Genomic DNA, 24,867 nt, shown 5'->3' with positions numbered 1-24,867 from the left:
GTTTCAAGCCAGCGCCACGCGCAGCCGGCCCAGGCCGTCGATGCCGCCCTCCAGCACGTCGCCGCGCACCACGGCGCCCACGCCCTCGGGCGTGCCCGTGAAGATCAGGTCGCCGGGCTGCAGCTCCCAGGCGGCCGACAGGTGCTCGATGGTCTCGGCAATGCTCCAGATCAGCTGGCTCACGCTGCTGCGCTGGCGCTGCGCGCCGTTGACCTGCAGCCAGATGGCGGCGCGCTGCACGTCGCCCGCCTGCGCGGCGGGGGTGATGGGGCCTATGGGCGCGCTGGCGTCGAAACCCTTGCCAATGCACCAGGGGCGGCCCTGCTTTTTCATCTCGCCCTGCAGGTCGCGGCGCGTCATGTCCAGGCCCACGGCGTAGCCCCAGATATGCTGCAGCGCGTCGGCCGCGGCGATGTTTTTGCCGCCCTTGCCTATGGCCACCACCAGCTCGATCTCGTGGTGCAGGTCCTGGGTGAGGCTGGGGTAGGGCATGCGGCCCGTCTCGCCCGGGTTCACGGGCAGCACGGCGTCGGCCGGCTTCATGAAGAAAAAGGGCGGCTCGCGGCCGGTGAAGCCCATTTCCTTGGCGTGCTCGGCATAGTTGCGGCCCACGCAGTAGATGCGGTGCACGGGAAAACGCTCGGTGGAGCCCAGGACGGGCACGCTGGCCTGGATGCTGGGGGGGAAGACGTAGCTCATCGGGAAGTCTCTGCCTTGGTGGTCGTTGCCGCAGTGTGCCATGAGCGCGCGCCCGCGCTTATGCTGCGGGGCATGAAGCTCTACAACTACTTCCGCTCGTCGGCCTCGTTTCGCGTGCGTATCGCGCTGCAGCTCAAGGGCCTGTCCTACGACTATGTACCCGTGCATCTGGTGAAGGGCGAGCAGCTCGCGCCGGCCTACGCCAGCCGCCTGGGCGATGCGCTGGTGCCGGCGCTGCAGACCGATGACGGCCACCTGCTGGCCCAGTCCATGGCCATCATCGAATACCTGGACGAAACCCACCCCGCGCCGCCGCTGCTGCCCGGCGACGCGCTGGCGCGCGCCCATGTGCGGGCGCTGGCGCAGATGGTGGCCTGCGAGATCCACCCGCTGAACAACCTGCGCGTGCTCAAGTACCTCAAGCGCGAGCTGCGGGTCGATGATGCGGCCAAGGATGCCTGGTACCACCACTGGGTGCGCCAGGGGCTGGAAGCCTTCGAGCGCCAGCTGGCGCTGCTGGAGTGCGAGCGCGGTGATGCGGGCCTGGCGCCCTCGCGCCTGTGCTGGGGCGAGCAACCCACGCTGGCCGACTGCTGCCTGGTGCCGCAGATCTTCAATGCCCAGCGCTTCAACGTGGACCTGGGCGGCCTGCCGCGCACCATGGCCGCATTCCAGGCCTGCATGCAGCTGCCGGCCTTCCAGCGCGCCCAACCATCGGCCTGCCCGGACCATGAGGGCTGAAGCAGTGGCGCATACCGTCCCCCACGACTGGCTGCGGCCCGATTGGCCCGCGCCCGCCCATGTGCACGCGCTATGCACCACGCGCAACGGCGGCGTGAGCGCGCCGCCGTATGACAGCTTCAACCTGGGCCGCCTTGTGGGCGACGATCCCGCCGCCGTGCAGGCCAACTGGGCCGCGCTGCAGGCGGCCGTGAGCGCCGCGGGCCGGCCGGTGCGCCCCGTCTATCTGTGCCAGGTGCATGGCACGACCGTACAGCCGCTGGATGCCGGCACGCCCGAAGGCGGCGCAGCCGATGCCTGCACCACCGCCACCCCGGGCGTGGCCTGCACCGTCATGGCGGCGGACTGCCTGCCGGTGCTGCTGACCAACCGTGCGGGCACACGCGTGGCCGCGGCCCATGCCGGCTGGCGCGGCCTGGCGGCGGGGGTGCTGGAGGAAACATTGAAGTCTTTTATGGCTCAGTGCCCTATGGGGAAAGCGCAAGCAGCTATCAAAAATGCTGTTGCCGAGGCGCCGCAGGAGGTTCTTGCCTGGCTGGGCCCGTGCATAGGACCGCAGGCCTTCGAGGTGGGGGCAGAGGTGCGCGCGGCCTTCTGCGATCACGACCCACAGGCCAGTGCGTACTTCAAGCCCCAGGGCAACGCCGGCAAGTGGCTGGCCGATCTGGCGGGCCTGGCGCGCCAGCGCCTGCGCGCCCAGGGCGTCACGGCGCTCTATGGCAACGACGGCAGTCCCGCCTGGTGCACCGTGGGCAACCCCTCACGGTTCTTTTCGCACCGGCGCGACAGCTCCCTGCTCGGAGCCAGCGGGCGCATGGCCGCCTGCATCTGGATCGGCGCCTGACGCGGCCTGGGCCTGCTCGCGGGCGCGAATGGCGCGCTTGCGCGCTGGCGTGCCCAGGATGTAGGCCACGATGGCCATGGGCAGCAGCCCGTACAGCGCGAAGGTGATGATGGCACCCAAGACCGTGCCCTGGGCCGAGGTGGCCTCGGCCACGGCCATCATCAAGGTGACATAAAACCAGGCGATAAGCACCAGATACATGAGCGGTTTCAAGAAAGCAAACGCCCAATTGTGGCTGGCAGGCCACCCGGCGGCCGTAAAAATCCTCAAAGCCCCAAAAAAAAGCCCGCCAAGCTGCCGCGGATTGCCGCACGAGGAATGGCTCGGCAACAATAAGACGCTAGGCCCGCTCCCGGGCGTATTCACGGAGACCGTATGACCAACGATGCAGGCTGGACCGAAAGCGCCCGGCAATTTCAGCAAATGCTTGGCGAGAGTTGGAGCCACATGCTGCAGGCCCTGCAGCCGGGGGAGCTGGGCAAGGCTATGTCCATGCCGCCATCGTCGCCGGTGACTTTCGCGGCCGACAAGCTGGCGGCTCTGCAGCACCAATACCTGGAGGAAGTGCGCGCGTTCTGGGGCCAGGGCCTGAGTCCACAGCTGCCCAAGTCGGCCGACCGACGCTTTGCCGGTGAGAACTGGGCGAATAACCCGCTGTCGGTGTATTCGGTGGCGGCCTACCAGATGCAGGCGCGCGCCCTGCTGGGCCTGGTGGACGCCGTTGAGGCGGACGAAAAGACCCGCGCCCGCATCCGCTTCAGCGTGGAGCAATGGCTGGCCGCCATGGCGCCCAGCAACTTCCTGGCCTTCAATGCCGATGCGCAGAAGAAGGCGCTGGAAACCCATGGCGAGAGCATCGCCAAGGGCCTGGCCAACCTGCTGCACGACATGCGCCAGGGCCATATCTCCATGACCGACGAGAGCCGCTTCGAGGTCGGCCGCAACGTGGCCACAACCGAAGGCGCCGTGGTGTTCGAGAACGAGCTGTTCCAGCTGCTCGAATACAAGCCGCTCACGCCCAAGGTCTACGAGCGGCCCTTCCTCATGGTGCCGCCGTGCATCAACAAGTACTACATCCTCGACCTGCAGCCCGAGAACTCGCTGATCCGCCACGCCGTGGCCCAGGGCCAGCGCACCTTCGTGGTGAGCTGGCGCAACCCCGACGAGTCGCTGGCGCAGAAGACCTGGGACGACTACATCGAAGGCGCGGTGCTCACCGCCATTGCCAAGGTGCAGGAAATCGCCGAAGTGCCCAAGATCAACGTCCTGGGCTTTTGCGTGGGCGGCACCATGCTGGCCAACGCGCTGGCGGTGCTGGCCGCACGCGGGCAGGACTGCGTCGCCAGCGCCACCTTCCTCACCACGCTGATCAACTTTGGCGACACGGGCATCCTGGACGTGTTCATCGACGAGAACTTCGTGCGCCTGCGCGAGATGCAGATGGGGCAGGGCGGGCTGATGAAGGGGCAGGACCTGGCCTCCACCTTCAGCTTCCTGCGCCCCAACGAACTGGTGTGGAACTACGTGGTGGACAACTACCTCAAGGGCCAGACGCCGCCGCCGTTCGACCTGCTGTACTGGAACAGCGACAGCACCAACCTGCCCGGGCCGTACTACGCCTGGTACCTGCGCAACTTTTATCTGGAAAACAAGCTCATCCAGCCCGGCGCCCTCACCGTGTGTGGCGAACAGCTGGACCTGAACCAGGTCAAGCTGCCCGTCTACATTTACGGCTCGCGCGAGGACCACATCGTGCCTGCCGACGCGGCGTACGCCTCCACCCAGGTGCTGCCCGGCAAGAAACGCTTCGTCATGGGCGCGTCGGGGCATATCGCCGGCGTGATCAACCCGCCGGCCAAGAAAAAGCGCAGCCACTGGGTGCGCGAGGACGGCAAGCTGCCCGCCACGCTGCAGGAATGGCTGGCCGGGGCCGATGAGCTGCCCGGCAGCTGGTGGGACGACTGGAGCGAATGGCTCAAGGGCCATGCCGGCAAGCAGGTCGCGGCGCCCAAGGACTATGGCAGGGCGCCCGAATTCAAGGCCATCGAGCCCGCCCCGGGGCGCTACGTCAAGGAAAAGGCCTGACTGCCCGCGTAATATGTTCATAAGCCTGCGGCAGGGGGCCGCAGGACATCATTGCTCTCAAGAGGACTCACCATGGAAGACATCGTCATCGTTTCCGCCGTACGCACGCCCGTGGGCAAGTTTGGCGGCGCACTCGCCAAGACCCCGGCCACCGAGCTCGGCGCCCTGGTCATCACGGAGGCCCTGGCGCGCGCCAAGGTGGGGCTGGACCAGGTGGGCGAGGTCATCATGGGCCAGGTGCTGGCGGCCGGCTGCGGCCAGAACCCGGCGCGCCAGGCCTTGATGAAGGCGGGCGTGGCCAAGGAAACCCCGGCGCTGACCATCAACGCCGTGTGCGGCTCGGGCCTGAAGGCCGTGATGCTGGCGGCCCAGGCCGTGGCCACGGGTGACAGCGAGATCGTGGTGGCCGGCGGCCAGGAGAACATGAGCCTGTCGCCCCATGTGCTGAACGGCTCGCGCGACGGCCAGCGCATGGGCGACTGGAAGATGCAGGACACGATGATCGTGGACGGCCTGTGGGACGTGTACAACCAGTACCACATGGGCATCACCGCCGAGAACGTGGCCAAGGCCTACGGCATCACGCGCGAAATGCAGGACGCCCTGGCCCTGGCCAGCCAGCAGAAGGCCGCCGCCGCCCAGGACGCGGGCCGTTTCGCCGATGAGATCTTCGGCGTTTCGCTGGCGCAGAAGAAGGGCGACCCCATCCTTTTCACTGCCGATGAATACCTGAACCGCAAGACCAACGCCGACGCCCTGGCCAGCCTGCGGCCGGCGTTCGACAAGGCCGGCTCGGTGACGGCGGGCAATGCCTCGGGCATCAACGACGGCGCCGCCGCGGTGGTGGTGATGACGGCCAGGAAGGCCGCAGCCCTGGGCCTCAAGCCCCTGGCACGCATCGCCGCCTATGGCACCAGCGGCCTGGATCCGGCCACCATGGGCATGGGCCCGGTGCCGGCCTCGCGCAAGGCGCTGCAGCGCGCGGGCTGGAACGCGGCCGACGTGGACCTGTTCGAACTCAACGAGGCCTTTGCCGCCCAGGCCTGCGCCGTGAACAAGGAACTGGGCATTGACCCCGCGCGCGTGAATGTCAACGGCGGCGCCATCGCCATCGGCCACCCCATCGGCGCCTCGGGCTGCCGCGTGCTGGTCACCCTGCTGCACGAGATGCAGCGGCGCGATGCCAGGAAGGGCCTGGCGGCGCTGTGCATCGGCGGCGGCATGGGCGTGTCCCTGGCCCTGGAACGCTGAGCGTGACAGCGGCTTGGCGTCGCGGCGGAGCCCGGCGCCAAGGCCGGAATGCCCGATAGCCCGTGTTTACCTTTATCGAACGGGCGGGTTTATTGGGTAGAGTGTTTACGAGTTCATCCACCAAGCAAGGAGCACACAATGAGTCAGAAAGTCGCATACGTCACGGGGGGCATGGGTGGAATCGGCACGGCGATCTGCCAGCGCCTGCACCGCGAGGGCATGAAGGTCATCGCTGGCTGCGGTCCCACCCGCGACTATGAAAAGTGGCTGAACGAGCAGAAGGCGCTGGGCTATACCTTCTACGCCTCGGCCGGCAACGTGGGGGACTGGGACTCCACCGTCGAGGCCTTCGCCAAGGCCAAGGCCGAGCATGGCAGCATCGACGTGCTGGTGAACAATGCCGGCATCACGCGCGACCGCATGTTCTTGAAGATGACGCGCGAGGACTGGGACGCTGTCATCGAGACCAACCTCAACAGTATGTTCAACGTGACCAAGCAGGTCGTGGCCGACATGGTGGAAAAGGGCTGGGGCCGCATTGTCAACATCAGCAGCGTGAACGGCGAGAAGGGCCAGGCCGGCCAGACCAACTACTCGGCTGCCAAGGCCGGCATGCATGGTTTCTCCATGGCATTGGCGCAGGAGCTCGCCACCAAGGGCGTGACGGTGAACACCGTGAGCCCCGGTTACATCGGCACCGACATGGTCAAGGCCATCCGCCCCGACGTGCTGGAGAAGATCGTCGGCACCGTGCCCGTCAAGCGCCTGGGCGAGCCCAGCGAGATCGCCTCCATCGTCGCCTGGCTGGCCTCGGACGAGGGCGGCTACGCCACCGGCGCGGACTTCTCCGTCAACGGCGGTCTGCACATGCACTGAGTTTTTTGTCCCGGCCTGAGCGTCACGCCAAGCGCGGGCAGGGTCAAAAAACTCTCAGTCGCTGATCACTGGCGACGCAAAGCAAAAGCCCCGGCGGCCGGCAAGGCCCCGGGGCTTTTGCATCAGCCGCGCTCGACCGGGCGGCTGGGGTCGCTGCACCACTCGCTCCAGCTGCCGGCAAACAGCGTCGTGGGGCCCAGGCCCGCGATCTCCATGGCCAGCAGGTTGGGGATGGCGCTCACGCCGCTGCCGCACTGGTGCACCACGCCCGCGGCCGGGTGCTCGCCCAGCAGGTCGACAAATTCGGCGCGCAGTTGCTCGGCGGCCTTGAAACGGCCGTCCGGCCCCAGGTTCAGGCCGAAGGGGCGGTTGAGCGCGCCGGGAATATGGCCTGCCACGGGGTCTAGCGGCTCGACCTCGCCGCGATAGCGTGGCGCGCCGCGCGCATCGACCACCGTCTGGCAGCTGTCGCCCAGGCAGGTCAGCACCTCTTGCGCGCTCACCAGCCGGCGCAGCGCTGCGCCCAGCACAAAATCGCACGGCCGGCTGGCCGGCTCCGCGCCACTGGCAATGTCGCCACCGGCCGCCTGCCAGGCCTGCAGGCCGCCGTCGAGCACGGCCACGGCATCGTGGCCCGCCCATTTCAGCATCCACCACAGGCGGCCGCAGTAGTTGGCGCCGTTGCGGTCATAGACCACGGCCTGCATGTGGTTGCCAAAGCCGATCTGCGACAGCCAGGCGGCAAAGCGTTCGCGGCTGGGCAGCGGGTGGCGGCCGCCGGATGCGGGCTGATCGACAGGTGCGGTGGCGCGGCCGGCATGCGTGCCATGCGGGGCGCTCAGGTGCCGCTCCAGGTCGGCGTGCAGGGCGCCGCGGACGTGGTCCGCGTGGTACTGGCGCGCGCCCAGCGCGGGGTCGCCCAGGTCGAAGCTGCAGTCGAACACCATCAGCGGCTGGCCGCTGTGCATCAGGGCCTGTAATTGGGAGGCGGAAATGAGCGTCGTAAAGGGCATGATGGAACTTGCGTGGGGGGAACAGTCGGGCCTCGATTGTGGCTGCGCTGCGGGCACTGGCGCCACGGGGGCCGCGGGTCTAAGCTGTACCGCTGGCCAGGTAAGCCCATCCGTGAGCGCGCACCGGGGCCAGCGCGGGAGAAAGGACTGTCTATGTTTTCCGATTCATCCGTCACCACCATGCTGCCGGTCAAGGACATGGCGCGTGCGCGTGCCTTCTACGAAGGGTGTTTGGGCCTGCTACCTGGCGGCTTGCGCCCCGATGGCAAGTTTGTCTACATGGTTGGCGGTACCACGCTGGCGCTGTTCCCTAAGCCCGAAGGCACCAAGGCCGACCACACGGCCATCAGTTTCCGGGTGGCAGATATCGTTGCGGCCATCGCGGAGTTGAAATGTTCGGGCGTGGTCTTCGAGGACTATGACTTCCCCGGTTTGAAGACCGTGGACCATGTCTGCGTGCTGGGCGCGGAGAAGGCCGCGTGGTTCAAGGACACGGAGGGCAACTACCTCTGCATTCACGAGGATTTGCCTGCCGTGTAGCCGGCTTTGCCGATGCCGGTGCGCGTGGAATGCCGACCGGTATCAGCGTTCCTCGCCTGGTGTGTCGGGTGCGGTGCGCGCGCGCAGCACGGTGGCGCCGATGCCGCTGCCCACGATGAGCAGCATGCCCAGCCAGGAGATGAGCGGCAACTCGTCGCCAAACACCGTGATGCCGTAGATGGCGGCGAAGATCAGGCCGGTGTACTGCAGGTTGGCCACCACCAGCGTGCCGCGCGCCGAGGGTGAGCGTGCATAGGCCAGCGTCATGCACAGCTGGCCACCGGCGGCCAGCAGCCCCAGGGGTAGCAGCCACAGCGCCGGCCATCCGGGCCAGGTGGAGGTGCCTGTGAGCGGCAGCGCCGCCCCGCCGGCAACCGCGCAGCCGAGCGCGAAATAGAACACCGTGCGTGCCTCGGGCTCGCCCAGGCGCGACAGGGCCACCACCTGCATGAAGGCCAGCGCCGTGGTCATGCCCGAAACCATGCCCACGATGCCGGCAAAGCCCTGGCTGCCTTCCAGGCTGGGGCGCATCATCATCAGGATGCCGCCAAAGCCTATGAGCACGCACAGCACCAGCGGCACCTGCAGCGGTGGGCGCGGCTGCCCGGCGCTGGGGCGCCACTGCAGCAGTGCGCCGCCGACGAGAAAGATGGCGATCCAGAGGCTGCTCATGTAGTTGAAGGTCATCGCCGTGGGCAGCGGCAGCTGGCTGATGACGTAAAACCAGCAGCCCAGCGAGGTCACGCCGATCAGGCTGCGCCAGGCGTGCATGCCGGGGTAGCGCGTGCTCAGGCTCACGCCCTGGCGCCGCGCCAGGACCCACAACACCGCCATGCTGATCAGGCCGCGGTAGAACACCAGCTCGGCGGCGTTGAAGTGTGCCGAGGCGAGTTTGATGCAGACCCCCATGCTGGCAAACAGGAATGCCGCCAATACCATCCAGAGCGCTTGCATGGGGAAATCTTGGGTTTGAAGTGAAAATAGCTGCCGGCGCTTGCTCCGCAAGCGCTTGCAGCTATTGTAATAGTAGCGTCAGAGGTTTTCAGCCGCGTGGTATGGCGTCACCCAGGCGCTCGCGGTACCACTCGTGGAAATGCTGCATGCCGTCTTCCATGGGACTTTGGTAGGGGCCGACCTGATTGTCGCCGCGCTCCATCAGGGCGCGCCGGCCCGCGTCCATGCGCTCGCCGATCTCGTCGTCCTCGATGGCCGTCTCCATGTATGCGGCCTGCTGCGCCTCCACGAACTCGCGCTCGAAGGCTGCGATTTCCTCGGGGTAGTAGAACTCCACCATGTTCATGGTCTTGTCCACGCCCATGGGATAGAGCGTGGAGACGGTGAGCACATGCGGATACCACTCGACCATGATGTGCGGATAGTAGGTGAGCCAGATCGCGCCGCGCTTAGGTAATTCGCCGCCCTGGTACTTGAGCAGTACCTCGTGCCATTGCCGGTACACCTCTGAGCCGGGCTTACCGAACGACGGCGCGACGCCCACGGTCTGCACCGAGTAGTCCTTGGCAAACTGCCACTTCAAATCGTCGCAGGTGACGAAGTTGCCCAGGCCGGGGTGGAAGGGGCCGACGTGGTAGTCCTCCAGGTAGACCTCGATGAAGGTCTTCCAGTTGTAGTTGCACTCGTGCATTTCCACGCGGTCCAGCACGTAGCCGCCAAACGACAGCTCGGATGCAACGCCCATGCCGGCCAGGTCAAGGGCGATGTCGCGGCCGTTGTCCTCGAAGAGCAGGCCGTTCCATTCGCGCAGCCCGTAGTTGGGCAGGTGCAAGCCCGGGTCCTGTGCGAAATGCGGCGCGCCCAGCAGCTCGCCGCTGCACGAATAGGTCCAGCGGTGGATGGGGCAGACGATGTTGCCGCCGGCGTGGCCCGGGCCCTTGGTGTTCAGGTTGCCGCGCCCCTGCAGCATGATGGCCTGGCGGTGGCGGCAGCAGTTGGAGATCAGCTCGATGTGGCCGTCGGCATTGCGCACCAGCGCGCGCCCGCCCTTTTCCTGCGGCAGCACGTAGTAGTCGCCCGGCTCGGGCACGGCGAGGGCGTGACCGACGTAGCGCGGCCCCTGCTGGAACAGCAGCTCGCGCTCGCGCAGCAGCAGCGCCTCGTCGAAGTAACTGGAAACTGGTAGTTGGCTTGCGGCCTGCTGCAGTTGAAGACTTAAATCAGACATGGATGACCTGACCTAAAGACTCCCCACAGGGAGGGTGCACGTGCGCACGGACTAGAAAAAACGAAACCGGCCCAGGGAAATACTCCATAGCCGGTTCGTAACGAAGGAATGGGATTATAGATGGTGGGGTTATTTCCGCAGCCAGCGTGCGTGTATTGCGTGGGCATGCAGCGGGCGCTGGGGCAAGCATTTGGCGCCAGCGCCTAAAATCATCAGTTTTCACACTTGCGCGCCAGGCGCTTCATCCTCCATGCCCAAGGCACCAGCCGCTTCCGCCCCACAGCCCGATCCAGCCAACTACGAAGCCGCGCTGGAGGAGCTTGAGCAGCTCGTGGCCCGCATCGAGTCGGGCCAGCTGCCGCTGGAGCAGATGTTGGCGGGCTATCAGCGAGGCGCGCTGCTGCTGAACTTCTGCCGCGCGCGCCTGGAGGCCGTGCAGGACCAGATCAAGATGCTCGACGAAGGGGCGCTGCAGCCATGGACGCAAGACTGATGGCTGGCAGCGGCTACGACTTCGACGGCTGGATGCGCGCGCAGCTCGCGCAGGTCGAGCAGGGCCTGTCGCGCTGGGTGCGGCGCGATGCGCCCGCCGGCCTGGGTGAGGCCATGCGCTATGCCGTGCTCGATGGCGGCAAGCGCCTGCGCCCGCTGCTGGTGCTGGCGGCCTGTGATGCCGTGGGCGGCCACCCCGAGGCTGCGCTGCGCGCCGCCTGCGCGGTGGAGCTGATACACGCCTATTCGCTGGTGCACGACGACATGCCCTGCATGGACAACGACGTGCTGCGCCGCGGCAAGCCCACGGTGCATGTGCGCTTTGGCCAGGCTCAGGCGCTGCTGGCAGGCGATGCGCTGCAGGCCCTGGCCTTCGAGCTGCTGACCCCCGAGGACGGCGTGCCAGCCGCCATGCAGGCCCGGCTGTGCCGCCTGCTGGCGCAGGCCGCGGGGGCCGACGGCATGGCCGGCGGCCAGGCCATAGACCTGGCCAGCGTGGGCCTGCAGCTCACGCAAGAGCAGCTGCGCCGCATGCACTGCCTCAAGACCGGGGCGCTGCTGCGCGCCAGCGTGGTCATGGGCGCGGCCTGCGGACAGGCAGGCGGCGTGGCCGACCAGGCGCTGGCGCAATATGGCGCGGCCGTGGGCCTGGCCTTCCAGGTGGTCGATGACGTGCTGGACGTGACGCAGGACTCGGCCACGCTGGGCAAGACCGCGGGCAAGGATGCCGCCAGCGACAAGCCCACCTATGTCTCGCTGATGGGGCTGGCGCCCGCCAAGGCCTACGCCGAGGCGCTGCGGGCCGAGGCGCATGCGGCGCTGGCCGCCAGCGGCTTGCGCGAAACGCGCGCGCTGTCGGCACTGGCCGACATGGTGGTGCGTCGCTCGCACTGAATGTGGGGCTTTTATATAAAAGAGCCTCTAGCGCTTATTGGATAAGCGCAAACAGCTATCGAAATTAGAGCTTATGTCCACGACCAATTACCCGCTGCTTGAACGCGTGAACGACCCGGCCGATCTGCGCCGGCTGTCCCGCGCCGAGCTCAAGAGCCTGGCCGGCGAGTTGCGCGCCTTCGTGCTGGAGAGCGTCTCCAGGACCGGCGGCCACCTGTCGTCCAACCTGGGCACGGTGGAGCTCACCGTGGCCCTGCACGCCGTGTTCGACACGCCGCGTGACCGCCTGGTGTGGGATGTGGGGCACCAGACCTATCCGCACAAGATCCTGACCGGCCGGCGCGAGCGCATGGCCACGCTGCGCCAGCTTGGCGGCCTGTCGGGCTTTCCGCAGCGCGCCGAGAGCGCGTACGACACCTTTGGCACGGCGCACTCGTCCACCAGCATCTCGGCGGCGCTGGGCATGGCCCTGGCCGCCAGGCAAAAGGGCGAGGATCGGCGTGCCGTCGCCATCATCGGCGATGGCGCGATGACCGCCGGCATGGCCTTCGAGGCGCTGAACAACGCCGGCGTGGCCGATGCCAACCTGCTGGTGATCCTCAACGACAACGACATGAGCATCAGCCCGCCCGTGGGTGCGCTCAACCGCTACCTGGCGCAGCTCATGAGCGGCCAGTTCTACGCCAAGGCGCGCGACGTGGGCAAGAGCGTGCTCAAGAACGCGCCGCCGCTCTTGGAGCTGGCCAAGCGCCTGGAGCAGCAGGCCAAGGGCATGGTGGTGCCGGCCACGCTGTTCGAGAAGTTCGGCTTCAACTACATCGGCCCCATCGACGGGCACGACCTGGACTCGCTGATTCCGACGCTGGAGAACATCAAGGGCCTCAAGGGCCCGCAGTTCCTGCACGTGGTCACCAAGAAGGGCCAGGGCTACAAGCTGGCCGAGGCCGACCCCGTGGCCTACCACGGCCCGGGCAAGTTCGACCCGCGCGTGGGCCTGGTCAAGCCCGCCACGCCGCCGAAGCAGACCTTCACCCAGGTCTTTGGCCAGTGGCTGTGCGACATGGCCGCCAAGGACCAACGCCTGGTGGGCATCACCCCCGCGATGCGTGAGGGCTCCGGGATGGTCGAATTCCACCGCCGCTTTCCCGAGCGCTACTACGACGTGGGCATTGCCGAGCAGCATGCGGTGACCTTCGCCGCCGGCATGGCCTGCGAAGGCGTCAAGCCCGTGGTGGCGATCTACTCCACTTTCCTGCAGCGCGCCTACGACCAGTTGATCCACGACGTGGCGCTGCAGAACCTGCCCGTGGTGTTCGCGCTCGATCGCGCGGGCCTGGTGGGCGCCGATGGCGCCACGCACGCGGGCGCCTACGACATCGCCTTCGTGCGCTGCATCCCGAACATGAGCCTGGCCTGCCCGGCCGACGAGCGCGAATGCCGCCAGCTGCTATCTACCGCCTACGCGCAGGACCACCCCGTGGCCGTGCGCTACCCGCGCGGCGCCGGCGTGGGCGTGGCGCCGCTGGCCAGCCTGGAGGGCCTGCCCTTCGGCAAGGGCGAGGTTCGCCGCAAGGGCAAGCGCATCGCCATCCTGGCCTTCGGCACGCTGCTGTACCCGGCGCTGCAGGCAGCCGAGGCGCTCGACGCCACCGTGGTCAACATGCGCTGGGCCAAGCCGCTTGACACCGAGCTGCTGCTGCAGGTCGCGGCCGAGCACGAGGCCCTGGTCACCGTGGAGGAGGGCTGCATCATGGGCGGCGCCGGCAGCGCCGTGAGCGAGGCCTTGAATGCTGCAGGCGTGCTGCGCCCGCTGCTGCAGCTGGGCCTGCCCGATGTCTTCATAGAGCATGGCGACCCCGCCAGGCTGCTGGCCCTGCAGGGGCTGGATGCGCAGGGCATAGAGCGTGCGATTGGCGAGCGTTTTGGCTGCGCACCACCCGCGGCGCTGTCGCGCGCAGTGGCCTGAGCCTGGGCCGGCGATGGTTGGCAATGTGGGGCAAACCCCCCTCGGCGAACCAGCCCGGCCAGCAATAATTAATTACACTCAAGTGGCTCTATTGGCTGCTGGCGCTGGCTCGCATGCCAGAGACTTGTTTGGTGATCAATCAATTGGAGATATCGCTCATGGATCGTCGTTCCCTCATCAAAAATGCCGGTATCGCTGGCGTGCTGGCTGCCGGTGTCGCGCCGGCCGTGCATGCCCAGGCGGCAGTGCGCTGGCGCATGGCCACCTCGTTCCCGAAATCGCTGGAAACCCTGCACGGCGTCGGCGTCAAGTTCTCCGAAACCGTCAAGGCGCTGTCCGGCGGCAAGTTTGAAGTGTCGGTGCACGCGGCCGGCGAGCTGATGCCGGCATTCGGCATCGTCGACGCCCTGTCCGAGGACACCATCGAGATGGGCCTGACGGCGGCCTATTACTACACCGGCAAGGATCCGGCCTTCGCCTTCAGCTGTGCCGTGCCGTTCGGCCTGACCGCCGGCCAGACCCAGGCCTGGAAGGAGCATGGCAACGGCCGCAAGCTGCTCAACGAGCTGTTTGCCAAGTACAACTTCCAGTCGCTCAGCGCACTGAACACCGGCACGCAGATGGGCGGCTGGTATCGCAAGGAAATCAAGTCGCCCGAGGACTTCAAGGGCCTGAAGATGCGCCTGGGCGGCGGCGTGTTCGGCGAGTCCATGGCCAAGCTGGGCGTGGTGGCGCAGAACATGCCCGCCGGCGAGGTGTACCAGGCGCTGGAGAAGGGCACGCTGGACGCGGTGGAGTTCGTTGGTCCCTACGACGACGAAAAGCTGGGCTACAACAAGGTCGCCAAGTACTACTACTACGGTGCCTGGTGGGAAGGCGGCGCAGACCTGGAGTTCTTCATCAACAACAAGGCGCTGGCCAAGCTCTCGCCCGAGAACCAGGCCATCGTCAAGGCGGCAGCCGCCGTGGCGTACAACGACGGCACGTCCAAGTACCTGTCGCTGAACCCGATCTCGCTCAAGCGTATGGTCGGCTCGGGCACCCAGCTCAAGCCCTTCCCCAAGACCGTCATTGATGCCGGTTTCAAGGCGGCGCAAGAGGTCTATGCCGAGCACAGCGCCAAGGAAGCCACCTTCAAGAAGATCTTCGAGGACCTGCGCGCCTTCCAGCGCGACCAGATCCTGTGGAACCGGATCTCTGAGCTGCCCTTCCTGCAGACCATGAGCTCGGTCAAGATCTGACTCCCGCCATTCATAAAAAAACCGCAGCCTTGGCTGCGGTTTTTTTATGGATCAGAGGCAAAGGTGTTGCCATACGGCACCTTCGCCTGCTGGTCAGCGTTTGCCAGCCGCTTCCTCCAGGGCCTTGACCGGGTCGTCCGCCGCTGCGGCGGGCTCTGCCGGGGTGGCGTCGCTTGCCGGAGGCTCCAGGCCCGGTATGGCGCTGCCGGCATCGCTCTTGTTCTCTTCGCTGCCCTCGGCGGGCTCGCCGAAGTTCAGATCCTGCTGGTTCAGGTTTTCCAGCATCTGCGTGCCCACGGCGTTCATGTCCACATCGACCTTCTTGTCGAGCTGGCCGGTCACCAGGCCCGGGAAGGCAATGAGGATGGCCACCATGGCCAGCTGCAGAACCAGGAAGGGAATGGCACCCTTGTAGATCTGCATTGTCGTCACCGGCGCGATGGTCTTGTGCGTGACATGGTCCACATAGGGCTTGTCGGGCGCCACCGAGCGCAGGAAGAACAAGGCGAAGCCAAACGGCGGGTGCATGAACGAGGTCTGCATGTTCACGGCCAGCAGGATGCCGAACCAGACCAGGTCGATGCCCATCTTGTCGGCAATGGGCGCCAGCAGCGGCACCACGATGAAGGACAGCTCAAAGAAGTCCAGGAAGAACGCCAGCACGAAGATCATGACGTTCACGAACAGCAGAAAGCCCAGCTCGCCGCCGGGCAGCTGCGCCAGCAGGTGCTCCACCCATACCGGGCCATCGGCGGCCTGGAACACCATGCTGAAGAAGGTGGCGCCGATCAGGATGAACATGACGAAGGACGACAGCTTGGTCGTCGTCGCCAGTGCCTGCTTGAGCAGCGACATGTTGATGCGCCGGCGCGAGGCGGCCATGATGATGGCGCCCATGGCGCCCATGGCGCCACCCTCGGTGGGGGTGGCCACGCCCAGGAAGATGGTGCCCAGCACCAGGAAGATCAGCAGCAGCGGCGGGATCAGCACAAAGGTCACGCGCTCGGCCAGCCTGGACAGCAGGCCCAGGTGGGTGACGCGGTTGACCAGCGCGATCAGCCAGGCCACGAAGGTGCCGCCGCACATGGCGACGACGATTTTTTCGTCCCTGGGCACAAACTCGACCAGCTCGCCCTGCCACCAGCTGTGCACGGCCTCCATGTTCTGCGCCAGCACCACGGCTACCACGGTGGACAGCAGGGCCAGCACGGCCAGCGAGGTGTAGCCGGCGCTGCCATTGGGCTCCTTCAGCGTGCGCGCCTCGGGCGGCAGGGCCGGCACCAGCTTGGGCTTGAAGATGGCCAGCACGACCACCCACACGACGTACAGGCCCACCAGGGCAAAGCCGGGAATGAAGGCCCCCTTGTACATGTCGCCCACGCTCTTGCCCAACTGGTCGGCCAGCACGATCAGCACCAGCGACGGCGGAATGATCTGCGCCAGCGTGCCCGATGCGGCGATCACCCCGGCCGCCAGGCTGCGGTCATAGCCGTAGCGCAGCATGATGGGCAGCGAGATCAGGCCCATGGAGATCACCGACGCGGCGACCACGCCCGTCGTGGCCGCCAGCATGGCGCCCACGAAGATCACGGCCAGGGCCAGGCCGCCGCGCAGCGGGCCGAACACCTGGCCTACGGAGTCGAGCAGGTCCTCGGCCATGCCGCTTCGCTCCAGGATCAGGCCCATGAGCGTGAAGAAGGGCACGGCCAGCAGCGTCTCGTTGGCCATGATGCCGATCAGGCGCTGCGGCAGCCAGGCCAGGGTGGAGGCGGGAAACACACCCAGCTCGATGCCGAGCAGACCGAAGAACAATCCGCAGGCACCCAGGCTGAACGCCACGGGAAAGCCCAGGATCAGAAAGCACAGCAGTCCCCCGAACATGAGCGGGGCGAAATTGGCGGCGATGAATTCCATGATGTCGATGGCTCCTGCTCAGTGGCTCAATGGGCTTTGGCTGCAGGATCGGCGGCGGCCGCATGCTGGCGCAGGACTTCGGCGAGTTCCTCCTCTGCGGTCTTTTCGCTGAGCTTGACCATCGGGTCGGGCCCCTGGCCCTTGAGGAAGGCGATGCACTTGATCAGCTCGGACCAGCCCTGCAGCAGCAGCAGCACGAAGCCCGCGGGCAGGGCCGCCCACACCGGCCAGCGGATCAGCCCGCCGGGGTTGGGCGACATTTCGCCCGAGGTGAACTTCTCGGCCACCATGGGAATGCACAGCCACAGCACCAGCAGGCACACGGGGGTCAGGAAGAAGACCAGGCCCAGGATTTCAATCCACAGCTGCGCCTTCTTGGGCAGGCGGCTGTTGAGCACGTCGATGCGCACATGCTCGCGGTTGAGCAGGGTGTAGCCGGCGGCGATCAGGAAGGACCAGGCAAACAAATACCACTGCACCTCCAGAAAGCCGTTGGAGCTGTAGTTGAACGTCTTGCGGATGACGGCGTTGATGGCGCTGATCACCGTGGCCGCAAATATCAGCCAGATGCTGTACTTGCCGACAAAGGCATTCAGTTTATCGATGGCCCGCGATAGGGTGAGTAAGGCCTGCATGGTGTCTCCAGGATGAGGGCGGGGCGCGCGGCCTGAGGTCGCATGCGGTGTGGGCATGCGCCAGATCCGGCTGCAGAACGTGGGCACTGCCGTGCTCAAAACCGGACGCAGCAGGCGCCGTGTACACGCTCTTGCAAAGGCCGCATTCTACGGAGTTGCAGCAGACGTTGCAGGAAAGCCAGCGGCGCGGGGCAAGCGCTGACAGCTATGGTTTTTGGGGGTTACGGCGCCGTGCTTGGGCGGGTCTGCGTATCCTCGGCTGCGCTGTCGGGGTGCGTGGTGCCGGCTTCATCCGCCGCGGCCTGCTCATCGGCGGGGCCGTCCGCTCCATTGGCCAGTGCCTGGCGCACGGCCGCCTTGTCGCCTGCGGCGGCGAACTTGCTGTACTTGCCCAGCAGGCCCACCAGCTGGCCGTAGATGCGCGGTGCGCCGGCCAGGCATTCGCGCTGTTCCAGGTAGTCGGCCTCGCCGGTGAAGTTGCCCATCAGGCCGCCGGCCTCGGTGACCAGCAGGCTGCCGGCGGCCACGTCCCAGATCGACAGGCCGGACTCGAAGAAGCCGTCGCAATAGCCGGCGGCCACGTAGGCCAGGTCCAGCGCGGCGGCGCCGGGGCGGCGCAGGCCGGCGGTGCGCGGCATCAGCTCGGCCATCATGGCCATGTACTGCTTGAAGTTGTCGCCCGGGCGGAACGGAAAGCCCGTGGAGATCAGGCAGTCCTTCAGCTGCGTGCGCTTGGAAACGCGGATGCGCCGGTCGTTCAGGAAGGCGCCGCGCCCGCGCGTGGCGGTGAACAGGTCGTTGCGCGAGGGGTCGTAGACCACGGCGTGCTCCACCTTGCCCTTGAAGGCCAGGGCGATGCTCACGCAATACACCGGAAAGCCATGGATGAAGTTGGTCGTGCCGTCCAGCGGGTCGATGATCCAGACGTAGTCGGAATGCTTGGAGCCGTGCTCGGAGCCCGACTCCTCGGCCAGGATGCCGTGGCCGGGGTAGGCGGTGAGCAGGGTCTCGATGATGGCCTGTTCGGCCGCGTGATCCACCTCGGTCACGAAGTCGTTGATCTGCTTTTGCGAGATGCGCACCGCCTCCACATCGAGGGCCGCGCGGTTGATGAGGGCGCCGGCGGCGCGGGCGGCCTTGATGGCCACGTTGAGCATGGGGTGCAGATTGGACGACATGGATTGTGAGGAAGGAGCGGTGGCGGCTTGTGGCCGAGGCGTGCGACCGGCGATGCGGGCGCAAAGCGCGCATTTTACTTGGGCACCGCGCCGTCGTGCTTGCGGCGACAATTGCCGACCGTCCGCTCGGCGTCCTCACTCCCCATGAAAACTCGCTTCATCCTCATACAGACCAGCCATGCCGGCAACGTGGGCGCCGCCGCGCGCGCCATGAAGACCATGGGTTTCGACGACCTGGTGCTGGTCGCCCCGCGCTGGCCCAATGTGCTGAGCAGAGAGGAAACCATACAGCGCGCCAGCGGTGCCCTGGACGTGCTGGAGAAGGCGCGCATCGTCGCCACGCTGGACGAGGCGCTTCATGGGGTGAGCCACCTGTGCGCCACGGCCATGACGCCGCGCGACTTCGGCCCGCCCACGCGCACGCCGCGTGAGCATTTCGATTTGCTATTGAAAAAAGAGCTTGCAGCGCATGATGGGTATGCGACAGAGGCTTATTTCTCTCAAAAATTTACCCCCGAATCCGGCATGGCCTTCCTATTCGGGTCCGAGCGTTTTGGCATGGCCAACGAGGATGTCTACCGCTGCCATGTGGCGCTCAGCATTCCCACCAATCCGCAGTTCGGTTCGCTCAACCTGGGCGCGGCCGTGCAGCTCATCGCCTATGAGTGGCGCCAGGCGCTGGGGGGATTCACCGTGCAGGAAGCTGCGTCCCAGGGCGAGCGCGCCGATGCCGTGCAACTGGCCGGCATGCTGGCCCACTGGGAGCAGGCGCTTGCCGCGATCGGCTTCCTGGACCCGGCCGCGCCCAAGAAACTCATGCCGCGCCTGAACCAGCTGTTCAACCGGGCGCAGCTGACGCAGGAGGAAATCCACATCCTGCGCGGTGTCGCCAAGTCCATGCTCCAGGCGGCGCGGCCAAACCGCTAGACTGCTAAGCCTTTTTTCGTTACAGCCACAGTCCCCCCCATGCTTGCCCGCCTGCGATCCGACATCCAGTGCATTCTCGACCGCGACCCGGCCGCGCGCTCGCGCTTCGAGGTGGTCACCTGCTACCCGGGCCTGCACGCCATCTGGCTGCACCTGCCTGCGCACTGGTGCTGGACGCATGGCCTCAAATGGCTGGGGCGCTTCATCTCGCATGTGGCGCGCTGGCTCACGGGCATAGAGATCCACCCCGGTGCGGTCATAGGCGAGCGCGTCTTCATCGACCACGGCATGGGCGTGGTGATCGGCGAGACGGCCGTGGTGGGCGACGGCTGCACCATCTACCACGGCGTGACGCTGGGTGGCACCTCGCTCTACAAGGATGCCAAGCGCCACCCCACGCTGGGCCGGGGCGTGGTGGTGGCCGCAGGCGCCAAGGTGCTGGGCGGCTTCGAGGTGGGCGACGGCGCCAAGATAGGCAGCAACGCCGTGGTCATCAAGCCCGTGCCCGCGGGTGCCACGGCCGTGGGCATTCCGGCACGCATCATTCCGTCCAGGGAGGGGCACAGCGCCGACGTGACCGAGCCGCAGCAGCCCGGCGAAGCCAAATTCAGCGCCTACGGTGTCACGGCCCAGCAGGACGACCCGCTCACCCAGGCCATGCGCGGCCTGATCGACAGCGCTGGTGCGCAGGAGCACCAGATCGCGTTGCTGTGGCAGGCCATAGAAAAGCTTTCGCACACCACGCCGCAGGGCCGGGACTGCGTGCCCGGCGACGCTGCCTTGAGCGAGCAGTTCTCGGCTGCCAAGCTCAATGACATCATCGGCAAATAGGCGCCGAACCATTTCTGCCATTACTTGAAAGTGAGATCTCAGTGGACGTGACCCAAGCCTTGCGCCAGCGCCGCTCCGTGCGCGCCTTTTTGCCTGAAGTGCCACCCGCGGCGCTGGTGCAGACCCTGCTCCACGAGGCGGCACAGGCTGCATCCGGCGGCAACCTGCAGCCCTGGCGCGTGCTCGCGCTGACCGGCGAGCCCCTGCGGCAGGTGATAGCCGCCGTGTCCGCGGCCCAGGGCGAGGACGGTCCCGCCAACCAATCCTACCCACCGGGCCTGTGGGAGCCCTACCGCACGCGCCGCTTTTCCAATGGCGAGGATCTGTACCGCGCCATCGGCATCCCGCGCGAGGACAAGGCCGCGCGCCTGGAGCAGCTGGCGAAGAATGCCGAGTTCTTCGGCGCCCCCGTGGGTATCTTCGTGTGCGTGGACGAGCGCATGGGCCTGCCGCAGTGGGCGGACTTAGGGATATACCTGCAGTCCCTGATGCTGCTGGCCGTGCACCACGGGCTGGCCACCTGCGCCCAGGGCTTCTGGCGCCGCTACGCTGGCACGCTGCAGCGCCAGCTGGCCCTGCCCGAGCCCTACCACGTGGCCTGCGGCGTGGCCCTGGGCTATGAAGACAAGGCTGCGCCCATCAACGCGCTGCGTTCCACGCGCGCGCCCTGGGACGAATGGGCCGAGCTGCGCGGCTTTGCCTGACGGCAGCAGGGCCGGGCGGACCATGGGTGCGCGTCAGCGGCTGCGCACGGCGCCCTTGGGCCGAAAGGCCTTGCAGACCTCGGGGCGCGTCTCCAGGTAGGGGCCGCCAATCAGGTCGATGCAGTAAGGGACGGCGGCGAAGATGCCCGGCACCAGTTGAGCGCCACTCTCGTCGCGCAAGCCCTCCAGCGTCTCGGCAATCGCCTTGGGCTGGCCCGGCAGGTTGATGATCAGGCTTTGCGCCCGTATCACCGCCACCTGGCGCGACAGGATGGCCGTGGGCACGAACTTCAGCGAGATCTGGCGCATCTGCTCGCCAAAGCCCGGCATCTCCTTGTCGGCCACGGCCAGCGTGGCCTCGGGCGTCACGTCGCGCAGCGCCGGGCCGGTGCCGCCGGTCGTCAGCACCAGCGAGCAACCCGCATCCACCAGCTCGATCAGCGTGGCGCTGATGCGCTGCTTCTCGTCGGGGATCAGGCGCGGCTCGAAGGTGATCGGGTTGTGCAGCGCGCGCTTGAGCCAGTCGTGCAGCGCGGGCAGGCCCTTGTCCTCGTAGTCGCCGCTGCTGGCGCGGTCGCTGATGGAGATGATGCCGATCTTGACCGGCGCGTACTCATGGGTGCTGTGGGGCATGGCCGTCCTCCTCGTTGTGGCTGTCGGGTGAGGCTTGATTGTGAGCCAGTGCAGCGCCCATCTGTGCGCGTACCAGCTGGAACAGCTCGCGGTAGGCGCGGCCCTTGCGCGGGGCCAGGCCTTGCGACACGGCGGCCTTGTCCTCGGGTGGCGCGTCCTTGCGCGCCTGGCGTATCAGTGCGCGCAGCTGCTGCGTGTCGGTATCCGGAAACTGCTGCAGCCACTGGGGCAGGGCATCGTCGCTGGCAATCAGGCGGTCGCGCCAGTGCTCGGCCTGATGCAGCGCCAGTTTCTCGTGGGCCGAGCCGCTGTGCTGCTCGTCCAGCGCGCTCTGGATGGCGGCCACGGTGTCGTCATCGAGCTTGCGCATGAGCTTGCCGATGAACTGCATCTGCCGGCGCTTGCCCTCGAAGTTGGTGATGCGCCGGGCCTCGTCCAGTGCGTCCTGCAGCTTTTCGGGGAGTTGAAGGCGGGCAAACAGGTCGGCGCGCAGCGTGAGCAGCTCCGCGCCCAGTGTCTGCAGGGCCTCCATCTCGCGTTTCAGGTCGGTCTTGGTGGCACCCGTGGTGCCTTTGAGTTCGGCCTTCAGTTGCAGGTCCAGCTCGCTGCCTTCGGCAACGAAATGGCCCTTCACAAAATAGCCTTTTTGGGGTTTGCGTGACATGGTGGGGCGGGGCAGAAACAGTGCCGCAACGGCGTTTGCCGTGCGGTGATTGGGGCGGCAAGTATCATAGCTGCCGCTATGAATAAACCCAGCTCCCGCGCCACGCGCGTCGCCCCCTCGCAGCACCCGGCCCAGCCCGAAAGCGGCTTCAGCTATACCCGTGAATTCTTCGAAGGCCTGGTAGACCATGCCCTGGCCCACGCCAAAAAGCTGGGCGCCACCGACGCCGGGGCCGATGCCTCCGAGGGCTGCGGCCTGTCTGTCAACGTGCGCAAGGGCGAGCTGGAGACCGTGGAGCGCAACCGCGACAAGTCCCTGGGCGTGACCGTGTATGTGGGCCACCGGCGCGGCAACGCCAGCACCTCCGATTTTTCCCCCGCTGCCGTGGAGCGCACCGTGCAGGCCGCCTACGACATCGCGCGCTTCACCGCCGAAGACCCCGTGGCCGGCCTGCCGGACGAGGCCGACATCGCCCCGCCGGACAGCCACCGCGACCTGCAGCTGTTCCACCCCTGGGCCATCACCAGCGAAGAGGCCGCGCGCCTGGCGCTGCAATGCGAGGCAGCGGCCCTCAAGACCCACAGGCGCATCACCAACAGCGAGGGCGCGGGCGTGTCCGCGCAGCAAAGCCACTTCTTCAGCGCCCACACGCGCGGCTTTCGCGGCGGCTACGCCAGCTCGCGCCACAGCATCTCGGTGGCCCCGATTGCCTCGCTGCCTGGGCGCAATGCCGAGATGCAGCGCGACGCCTGGTACAGCTCGATGCGCGACGCGACCGAGCTGGCCGCGCCCGAGGCCGTGGGCCGCTACGCCGCCCAGCGCGCCCTCTCCCGACTCGGCAGCCGCAAGATTCCCACCACCGAATGCCCGGTGCTGTTCGAATCGCCCCTGGCCGCCGGCCTGCTGGGCAGCTTCGTGCAGGCCGTGAGCGGCGGCGCGCTGTACCGCAAGAGCAGCTTCCTGGTCGATTCGTTGGGCAAGCAGGTCTTTGCCGATCACATCGACGTGAGCGAAGACCCGTTCATCCCGGGCGGCAAGGGCAGCTCGCCGTTCGACGAGGAGGGTGTGCGCGTGGCGCCGCGCCAGGTGGTGGAAGAGGGGCGCGTGCAGGGGTACTTCCTCAGCACCTATTCGGCGCGCAAGCTCGGCATGAAGACCACGGGTAACGCGGGCGGATCGCACAACCTGGTGCTGTCCTCGCGTCTGACCCAGGCAGGCGATGACCTGGACGCGATGCTGAAGAAGCTGGGCACGGGCCTGTTCGTCATCGAGCTCATGGGTCAGGGTGTGAACTATGTGACGGGCGACTACTCGCGCGGCGCCAGCGGCTTCTGGGTGGAAAATGGCCAGATCGCCTACCCCGTGCACGAGATCACCATCGCCGGAAACCTCAAGGACATGCTGCGCGGCATAGAGGCCGTGGGCGCCGACGCCTACAACTACGGCGCCAAGACCGTGGGCTCCATCCTCATCAACCGCATGAAGGTGGCGGGCAGCTGATCCAGCCCCTCAAGGCCACACGGCCTTGGTGCGCCTGAGCCACTCCTTGCGCTCCGCCAGCCCAATCAGCCCGCCGTTGATGGCCTTGGTCACCAGGTTGATGGAGTCCGCATCGGCCTTCGCGTTGCAGCCCTTTTGCTGCCACTCGGCTGCCGCCACCTTCACGCACCAATCGGCGCTGATGACCTCGTCGGGCGCCTGCACAAAGTCCGGCGCGTCCGGAAAGCTGCCGCGCACGATCCGGGTGGCCTCGCCGTAGCTGTCCTTGCCCGTCAGCTGCAGCAGGCCCCGGCCACGGTAGGTGAAACCATCGTTGGGGGCCGTGTTGCCCATGCGCCTGCCATACACCTCGTTGGCCAGTTTCTGCGGGTTGTGCGCGTAGTCGTTGGGGTTGAGCGGCCCGGTCGGCTGGAACCTGCTGGGCCATACCTTGGGCAGGCGGGCGGCACTGTAATTGAGGTTTTCAAACTGAATCGCCAGCCCGCCGCTCTCGTGGAGCACCTGTGCCATGAAATGCGCAAGGCGCAGGGGAGATGCCGAAATTTCAAACAGATCGAGCACCGGCTGGGCATTGGAAAATGCCTCGCGGTAACTGGAGCGGGCATTTGGTGCGAGGGTGGCAAGGTCATCCACGGTGATCGCGACGGTCATAAATCCCCCTTGGCCTCGCGGCCCCAGGAGTGCGCTGCACGCACCATGAAGGGGTCAGCTGGTAGCGCCCTGGGCCAGGAAGGCGGGTTGCGCTTGACCCGTCTCCTTGTGTTTTTTGAGCGCCGCGATACGCGGCAGTGGTGCCGTGGGCTGCGAAACCACGCGGGCCTGCCCGTTTCCAGGATCAAGCTCCGCCTCCAGCCGAGCGACGCGATGGCGGTACATCTTGGCCAGTGCCAGATGGTATTCCGCGGCATTTTCATGCTCCAGCGCGGCCATGCGGGCATCGTCCAGACAGCTCTGGGCACGACGGACATAGATGGTTGCGGGATCAAAGAATCGCTTGAGCATGATCGTCCTCCTGGGATAGTGTGACCATACGATTCGGGCTGGGCTTCTGCGTGTC

26 protein-coding genes are annotated in these 24,867 nt (G+C 66.8%); 14 read left to right on the top strand and 12 right to left on the bottom strand.

Annotated features, from left to right (window positions below; genetic code table 11):
* Positions 1–3: 3 nt before the first annotated feature.
* Positions 4–699, bottom strand: coding sequence for a fumarylacetoacetate hydrolase family protein (locus P7644_RS12895; RefSeq protein WP_404299671.1), 696 nt, complete (start codon positions 697–699; stop codon positions 4–6).
* A 72-nt stretch (positions 700–771) separates the two neighbouring features.
* Here P7644_RS12895 and maiA point away from each other — a divergent pair, with 72 nt between their 5' ends.
* Positions 772–1,440: a maleylacetoacetate isomerase gene (gene maiA, locus P7644_RS12890; RefSeq protein WP_404303197.1), complete on the top strand. Its 669-nt coding sequence runs from the start codon at positions 772–774 to the stop codon at positions 1,438–1,440.
* Complete coding sequence (gene pgeF, locus P7644_RS12885; protein ID WP_404299670.1) at positions 1,430–2,284, top strand: peptidoglycan editing factor PgeF; 855 nt, start codon at positions 1,430–1,432, stop codon at positions 2,282–2,284. Before maiA ends, pgeF begins: the two co-directional genes overlap by 11 nt.
* Here the strand turns inward: pgeF and P7644_RS12880 are convergent.
* Positions 2,201–2,485, bottom strand: coding sequence for a hypothetical protein (locus tag P7644_RS12880; protein WP_404299669.1), 285 nt, complete (start codon positions 2,483–2,485; stop codon positions 2,201–2,203). The genes pgeF and P7644_RS12880 overlap by 84 nt on opposite strands.
* A 174-nt stretch (positions 2,486–2,659) precedes the next feature.
* Between P7644_RS12880 and P7644_RS12875 the strand changes: the two genes are divergently transcribed.
* From P7644_RS12875 to phbB, 3 genes are all read left to right on the top strand, one after another.
* Positions 2,660–4,369 carry a PHA/PHB synthase family protein gene (locus tag P7644_RS12875; RefSeq protein ID WP_404299668.1) on the top strand — a complete coding sequence of 570 codons (1,710 nt, stop codon included), beginning with the start codon at positions 2,660–2,662 and terminating at the stop codon, positions 4,367–4,369.
* Between the two features lie 72 nt (positions 4,370–4,441).
* A complete protein-coding gene (locus P7644_RS12870; protein ID WP_404299667.1) occupies positions 4,442–5,620 on the top strand; it encodes an acetyl-CoA C-acetyltransferase in 1,179 nt (392 codons plus the stop codon).
* Positions 5,621–5,758: 138 nt separating this feature from the next.
* Positions 5,759–6,496, top strand: a complete 738-nt coding sequence (gene phbB / locus P7644_RS12865) for an acetoacetyl-CoA reductase (RefSeq protein ID WP_404299666.1) — start codon at positions 5,759–5,761, stop codon at positions 6,494–6,496.
* Between the two features lie 122 nt (positions 6,497–6,618).
* On the opposite strand, the gene P7644_RS12860 is transcribed toward phbB, so the two are convergent.
* Entirely contained in the window at positions 6,619–7,509 is an 891-nt protein-coding gene (locus P7644_RS12860; protein WP_404299665.1) for a sulfurtransferase, read from the bottom strand.
* A 153-nt stretch (positions 7,510–7,662) separates the two neighbouring features.
* On the opposite strand from P7644_RS12860, the gene P7644_RS12855 reads away from it, so the two are divergent.
* Positions 7,663–8,049, top strand: a complete 387-nt coding sequence (locus tag P7644_RS12855; RefSeq protein ID WP_404299664.1) for a VOC family protein — start codon at positions 7,663–7,665, stop codon at positions 8,047–8,049.
* Positions 8,050–8,091: 42 nt separating this feature from the next.
* Here the strand turns inward: P7644_RS12855 and P7644_RS12850 are convergent, their stop codons facing one another.
* Both P7644_RS12850 and P7644_RS12845 read right to left on the bottom strand, forming a co-directional pair.
* Complete coding sequence (locus P7644_RS12850) at positions 8,092–9,003, bottom strand: DMT family transporter (RefSeq protein ID WP_404299663.1); 912 nt, start codon at positions 9,001–9,003, stop codon at positions 8,092–8,094.
* An 88-nt stretch (positions 9,004–9,091) separates the two neighbouring features.
* On the bottom strand, positions 9,092–10,231 hold the full coding sequence (locus P7644_RS12845) for an aromatic ring-hydroxylating dioxygenase subunit alpha (RefSeq protein ID WP_404299662.1): 1,140 nt from the start codon (positions 10,229–10,231) through the stop codon (positions 9,092–9,094).
* A gap of 250 nt (positions 10,232–10,481) precedes the next feature.
* Between P7644_RS12845 and xseB the strand changes: the two genes are divergently transcribed.
* The 4 genes from xseB (at position 10,482) to P7644_RS12825 (ending at position 14,824) form a co-directional block, all read left to right on the top strand.
* Positions 10,482–10,724 (top strand): exodeoxyribonuclease VII small subunit, encoded by a 243-nt coding sequence (xseB, locus tag P7644_RS12840; protein ID WP_404299661.1) that lies wholly within the window; start codon positions 10,482–10,484, stop codon positions 10,722–10,724.
* Positions 10,724–11,617 (top strand): polyprenyl synthetase family protein, encoded by an 894-nt coding sequence (locus P7644_RS12835; protein WP_404303196.1) that lies wholly within the window; start codon positions 10,724–10,726, stop codon positions 11,615–11,617. Before xseB ends, P7644_RS12835 begins: the two co-directional genes overlap by 1 nt.
* Before the next feature lie 73 nt (positions 11,618–11,690).
* Positions 11,691–13,583: a 1-deoxy-D-xylulose-5-phosphate synthase gene (gene dxs, locus P7644_RS12830; RefSeq protein ID WP_404299660.1), complete on the top strand. Its 1,893-nt coding sequence runs from the start codon at positions 11,691–11,693 to the stop codon at positions 13,581–13,583.
* Positions 13,584–13,741: 158 nt separating this feature from the next.
* Positions 13,742–14,824 carry a TRAP transporter substrate-binding protein gene (locus P7644_RS12825; protein ID WP_404299659.1) on the top strand — a complete coding sequence of 361 codons (1,083 nt, stop codon included), beginning with the start codon at positions 13,742–13,744 and terminating at the stop codon, positions 14,822–14,824.
* Positions 14,825–14,917: 93 nt separating this feature from the next.
* Here P7644_RS12825 and P7644_RS12820 read toward each other — a convergent pair whose 3' ends face one another.
* The 3 genes from P7644_RS12820 to P7644_RS12810 form a co-directional block, all read right to left on the bottom strand.
* Positions 14,918–16,738 carry a TRAP transporter large permease subunit gene (locus P7644_RS12820; RefSeq protein ID WP_404299658.1) on the bottom strand — a complete coding sequence of 607 codons (1,821 nt, stop codon included), beginning with the start codon at positions 16,736–16,738 and terminating at the stop codon, positions 14,918–14,920.
* A 26-nt stretch (positions 16,739–16,764) separates the two neighbouring features.
* A complete protein-coding gene (locus tag P7644_RS12815; RefSeq protein WP_404299657.1) occupies positions 16,765–17,373 on the bottom strand; it encodes a TRAP transporter small permease subunit in 609 nt (202 codons plus the stop codon).
* A gap of 221 nt (positions 17,374–17,594) precedes the next feature.
* The gene (locus tag P7644_RS12810) at positions 17,595–18,551 is read right to left on the bottom strand and encodes an inositol monophosphatase family protein (RefSeq protein WP_404299656.1); all 957 of its coding nucleotides are present in this window, start codon (positions 18,549–18,551) and stop codon (positions 17,595–17,597) included.
* Positions 18,552–18,695: 144 nt separating this feature from the next.
* On the opposite strand from P7644_RS12810, the gene P7644_RS12805 reads away from it, so the two are divergent.
* The 3 genes from P7644_RS12805 to P7644_RS12795 are packed head-to-tail and all read left to right on the top strand — an operon-like array spanning position 18,696 to position 21,013.
* Positions 18,696–19,478 carry an RNA methyltransferase gene (locus P7644_RS12805; RefSeq protein ID WP_404299655.1) on the top strand — a complete coding sequence of 261 codons (783 nt, stop codon included), beginning with the start codon at positions 18,696–18,698 and terminating at the stop codon, positions 19,476–19,478.
* A 39-nt stretch (positions 19,479–19,517) separates the two neighbouring features.
* Positions 19,518–20,309, top strand: coding sequence for a serine O-acetyltransferase (gene cysE, locus P7644_RS12800; protein ID WP_404299654.1), 792 nt, complete (start codon positions 19,518–19,520; stop codon positions 20,307–20,309).
* Positions 20,310–20,350: 41 nt separating this feature from the next.
* Positions 20,351–21,013: a nitroreductase gene (locus tag P7644_RS12795; protein WP_404299653.1), complete on the top strand. Its 663-nt coding sequence runs from the start codon at positions 20,351–20,353 to the stop codon at positions 21,011–21,013.
* Positions 21,014–21,046: 33 nt separating this feature from the next.
* Here the strand turns inward: P7644_RS12795 and mog are convergent, their stop codons facing one another.
* Positions 21,047–21,646 carry a molybdopterin adenylyltransferase gene (gene mog / locus P7644_RS12790; RefSeq protein ID WP_404299652.1) on the bottom strand — a complete coding sequence of 200 codons (600 nt, stop codon included), beginning with the start codon at positions 21,644–21,646 and terminating at the stop codon, positions 21,047–21,049.
* Positions 21,627–22,310 (bottom strand): ribosome biogenesis factor YjgA, encoded by a 684-nt coding sequence (yjgA, locus tag P7644_RS12785; RefSeq protein WP_404299651.1) that lies wholly within the window; start codon positions 22,308–22,310, stop codon positions 21,627–21,629. The genes mog and yjgA overlap by 20 nt, the downstream gene beginning before the upstream one ends.
* A 78-nt stretch (positions 22,311–22,388) precedes the next feature.
* On the opposite strand from yjgA, the gene pmbA reads away from it, so the two are divergent.
* The gene (gene pmbA, locus P7644_RS12780; RefSeq protein ID WP_404299650.1) at positions 22,389–23,810 is read left to right on the top strand and encodes a metalloprotease PmbA; all 1,422 of its coding nucleotides are present in this window, start codon (positions 22,389–22,391) and stop codon (positions 23,808–23,810) included.
* 9 nt (positions 23,811–23,819) lie between these two features.
* Here pmbA and P7644_RS12775 read toward each other — a convergent pair whose 3' ends face one another.
* Complete coding sequence (locus P7644_RS12775; protein WP_404299649.1) at positions 23,820–24,461, bottom strand: glycoside hydrolase family 19 protein; 642 nt, start codon at positions 24,459–24,461, stop codon at positions 23,820–23,822.
* 54 nt (positions 24,462–24,515) lie between these two features.
* Positions 24,516–24,812 (bottom strand): hypothetical protein, encoded by a 297-nt coding sequence (locus tag P7644_RS12770; RefSeq protein ID WP_404299648.1) that lies wholly within the window; start codon positions 24,810–24,812, stop codon positions 24,516–24,518.
* Between the last annotated feature and the right edge of the window lie 55 nt (positions 24,813–24,867).

This window comes from Alicycliphilus denitrificans (assembly GCF_044792555.1).
GTDB lineage: Bacteria > Pseudomonadota > Gammaproteobacteria > Burkholderiales > Burkholderiaceae_C > Alicycliphilus > Alicycliphilus denitrificans_A.
This window is presented reverse-complemented; position numbering and strand designations above follow the sequence as displayed.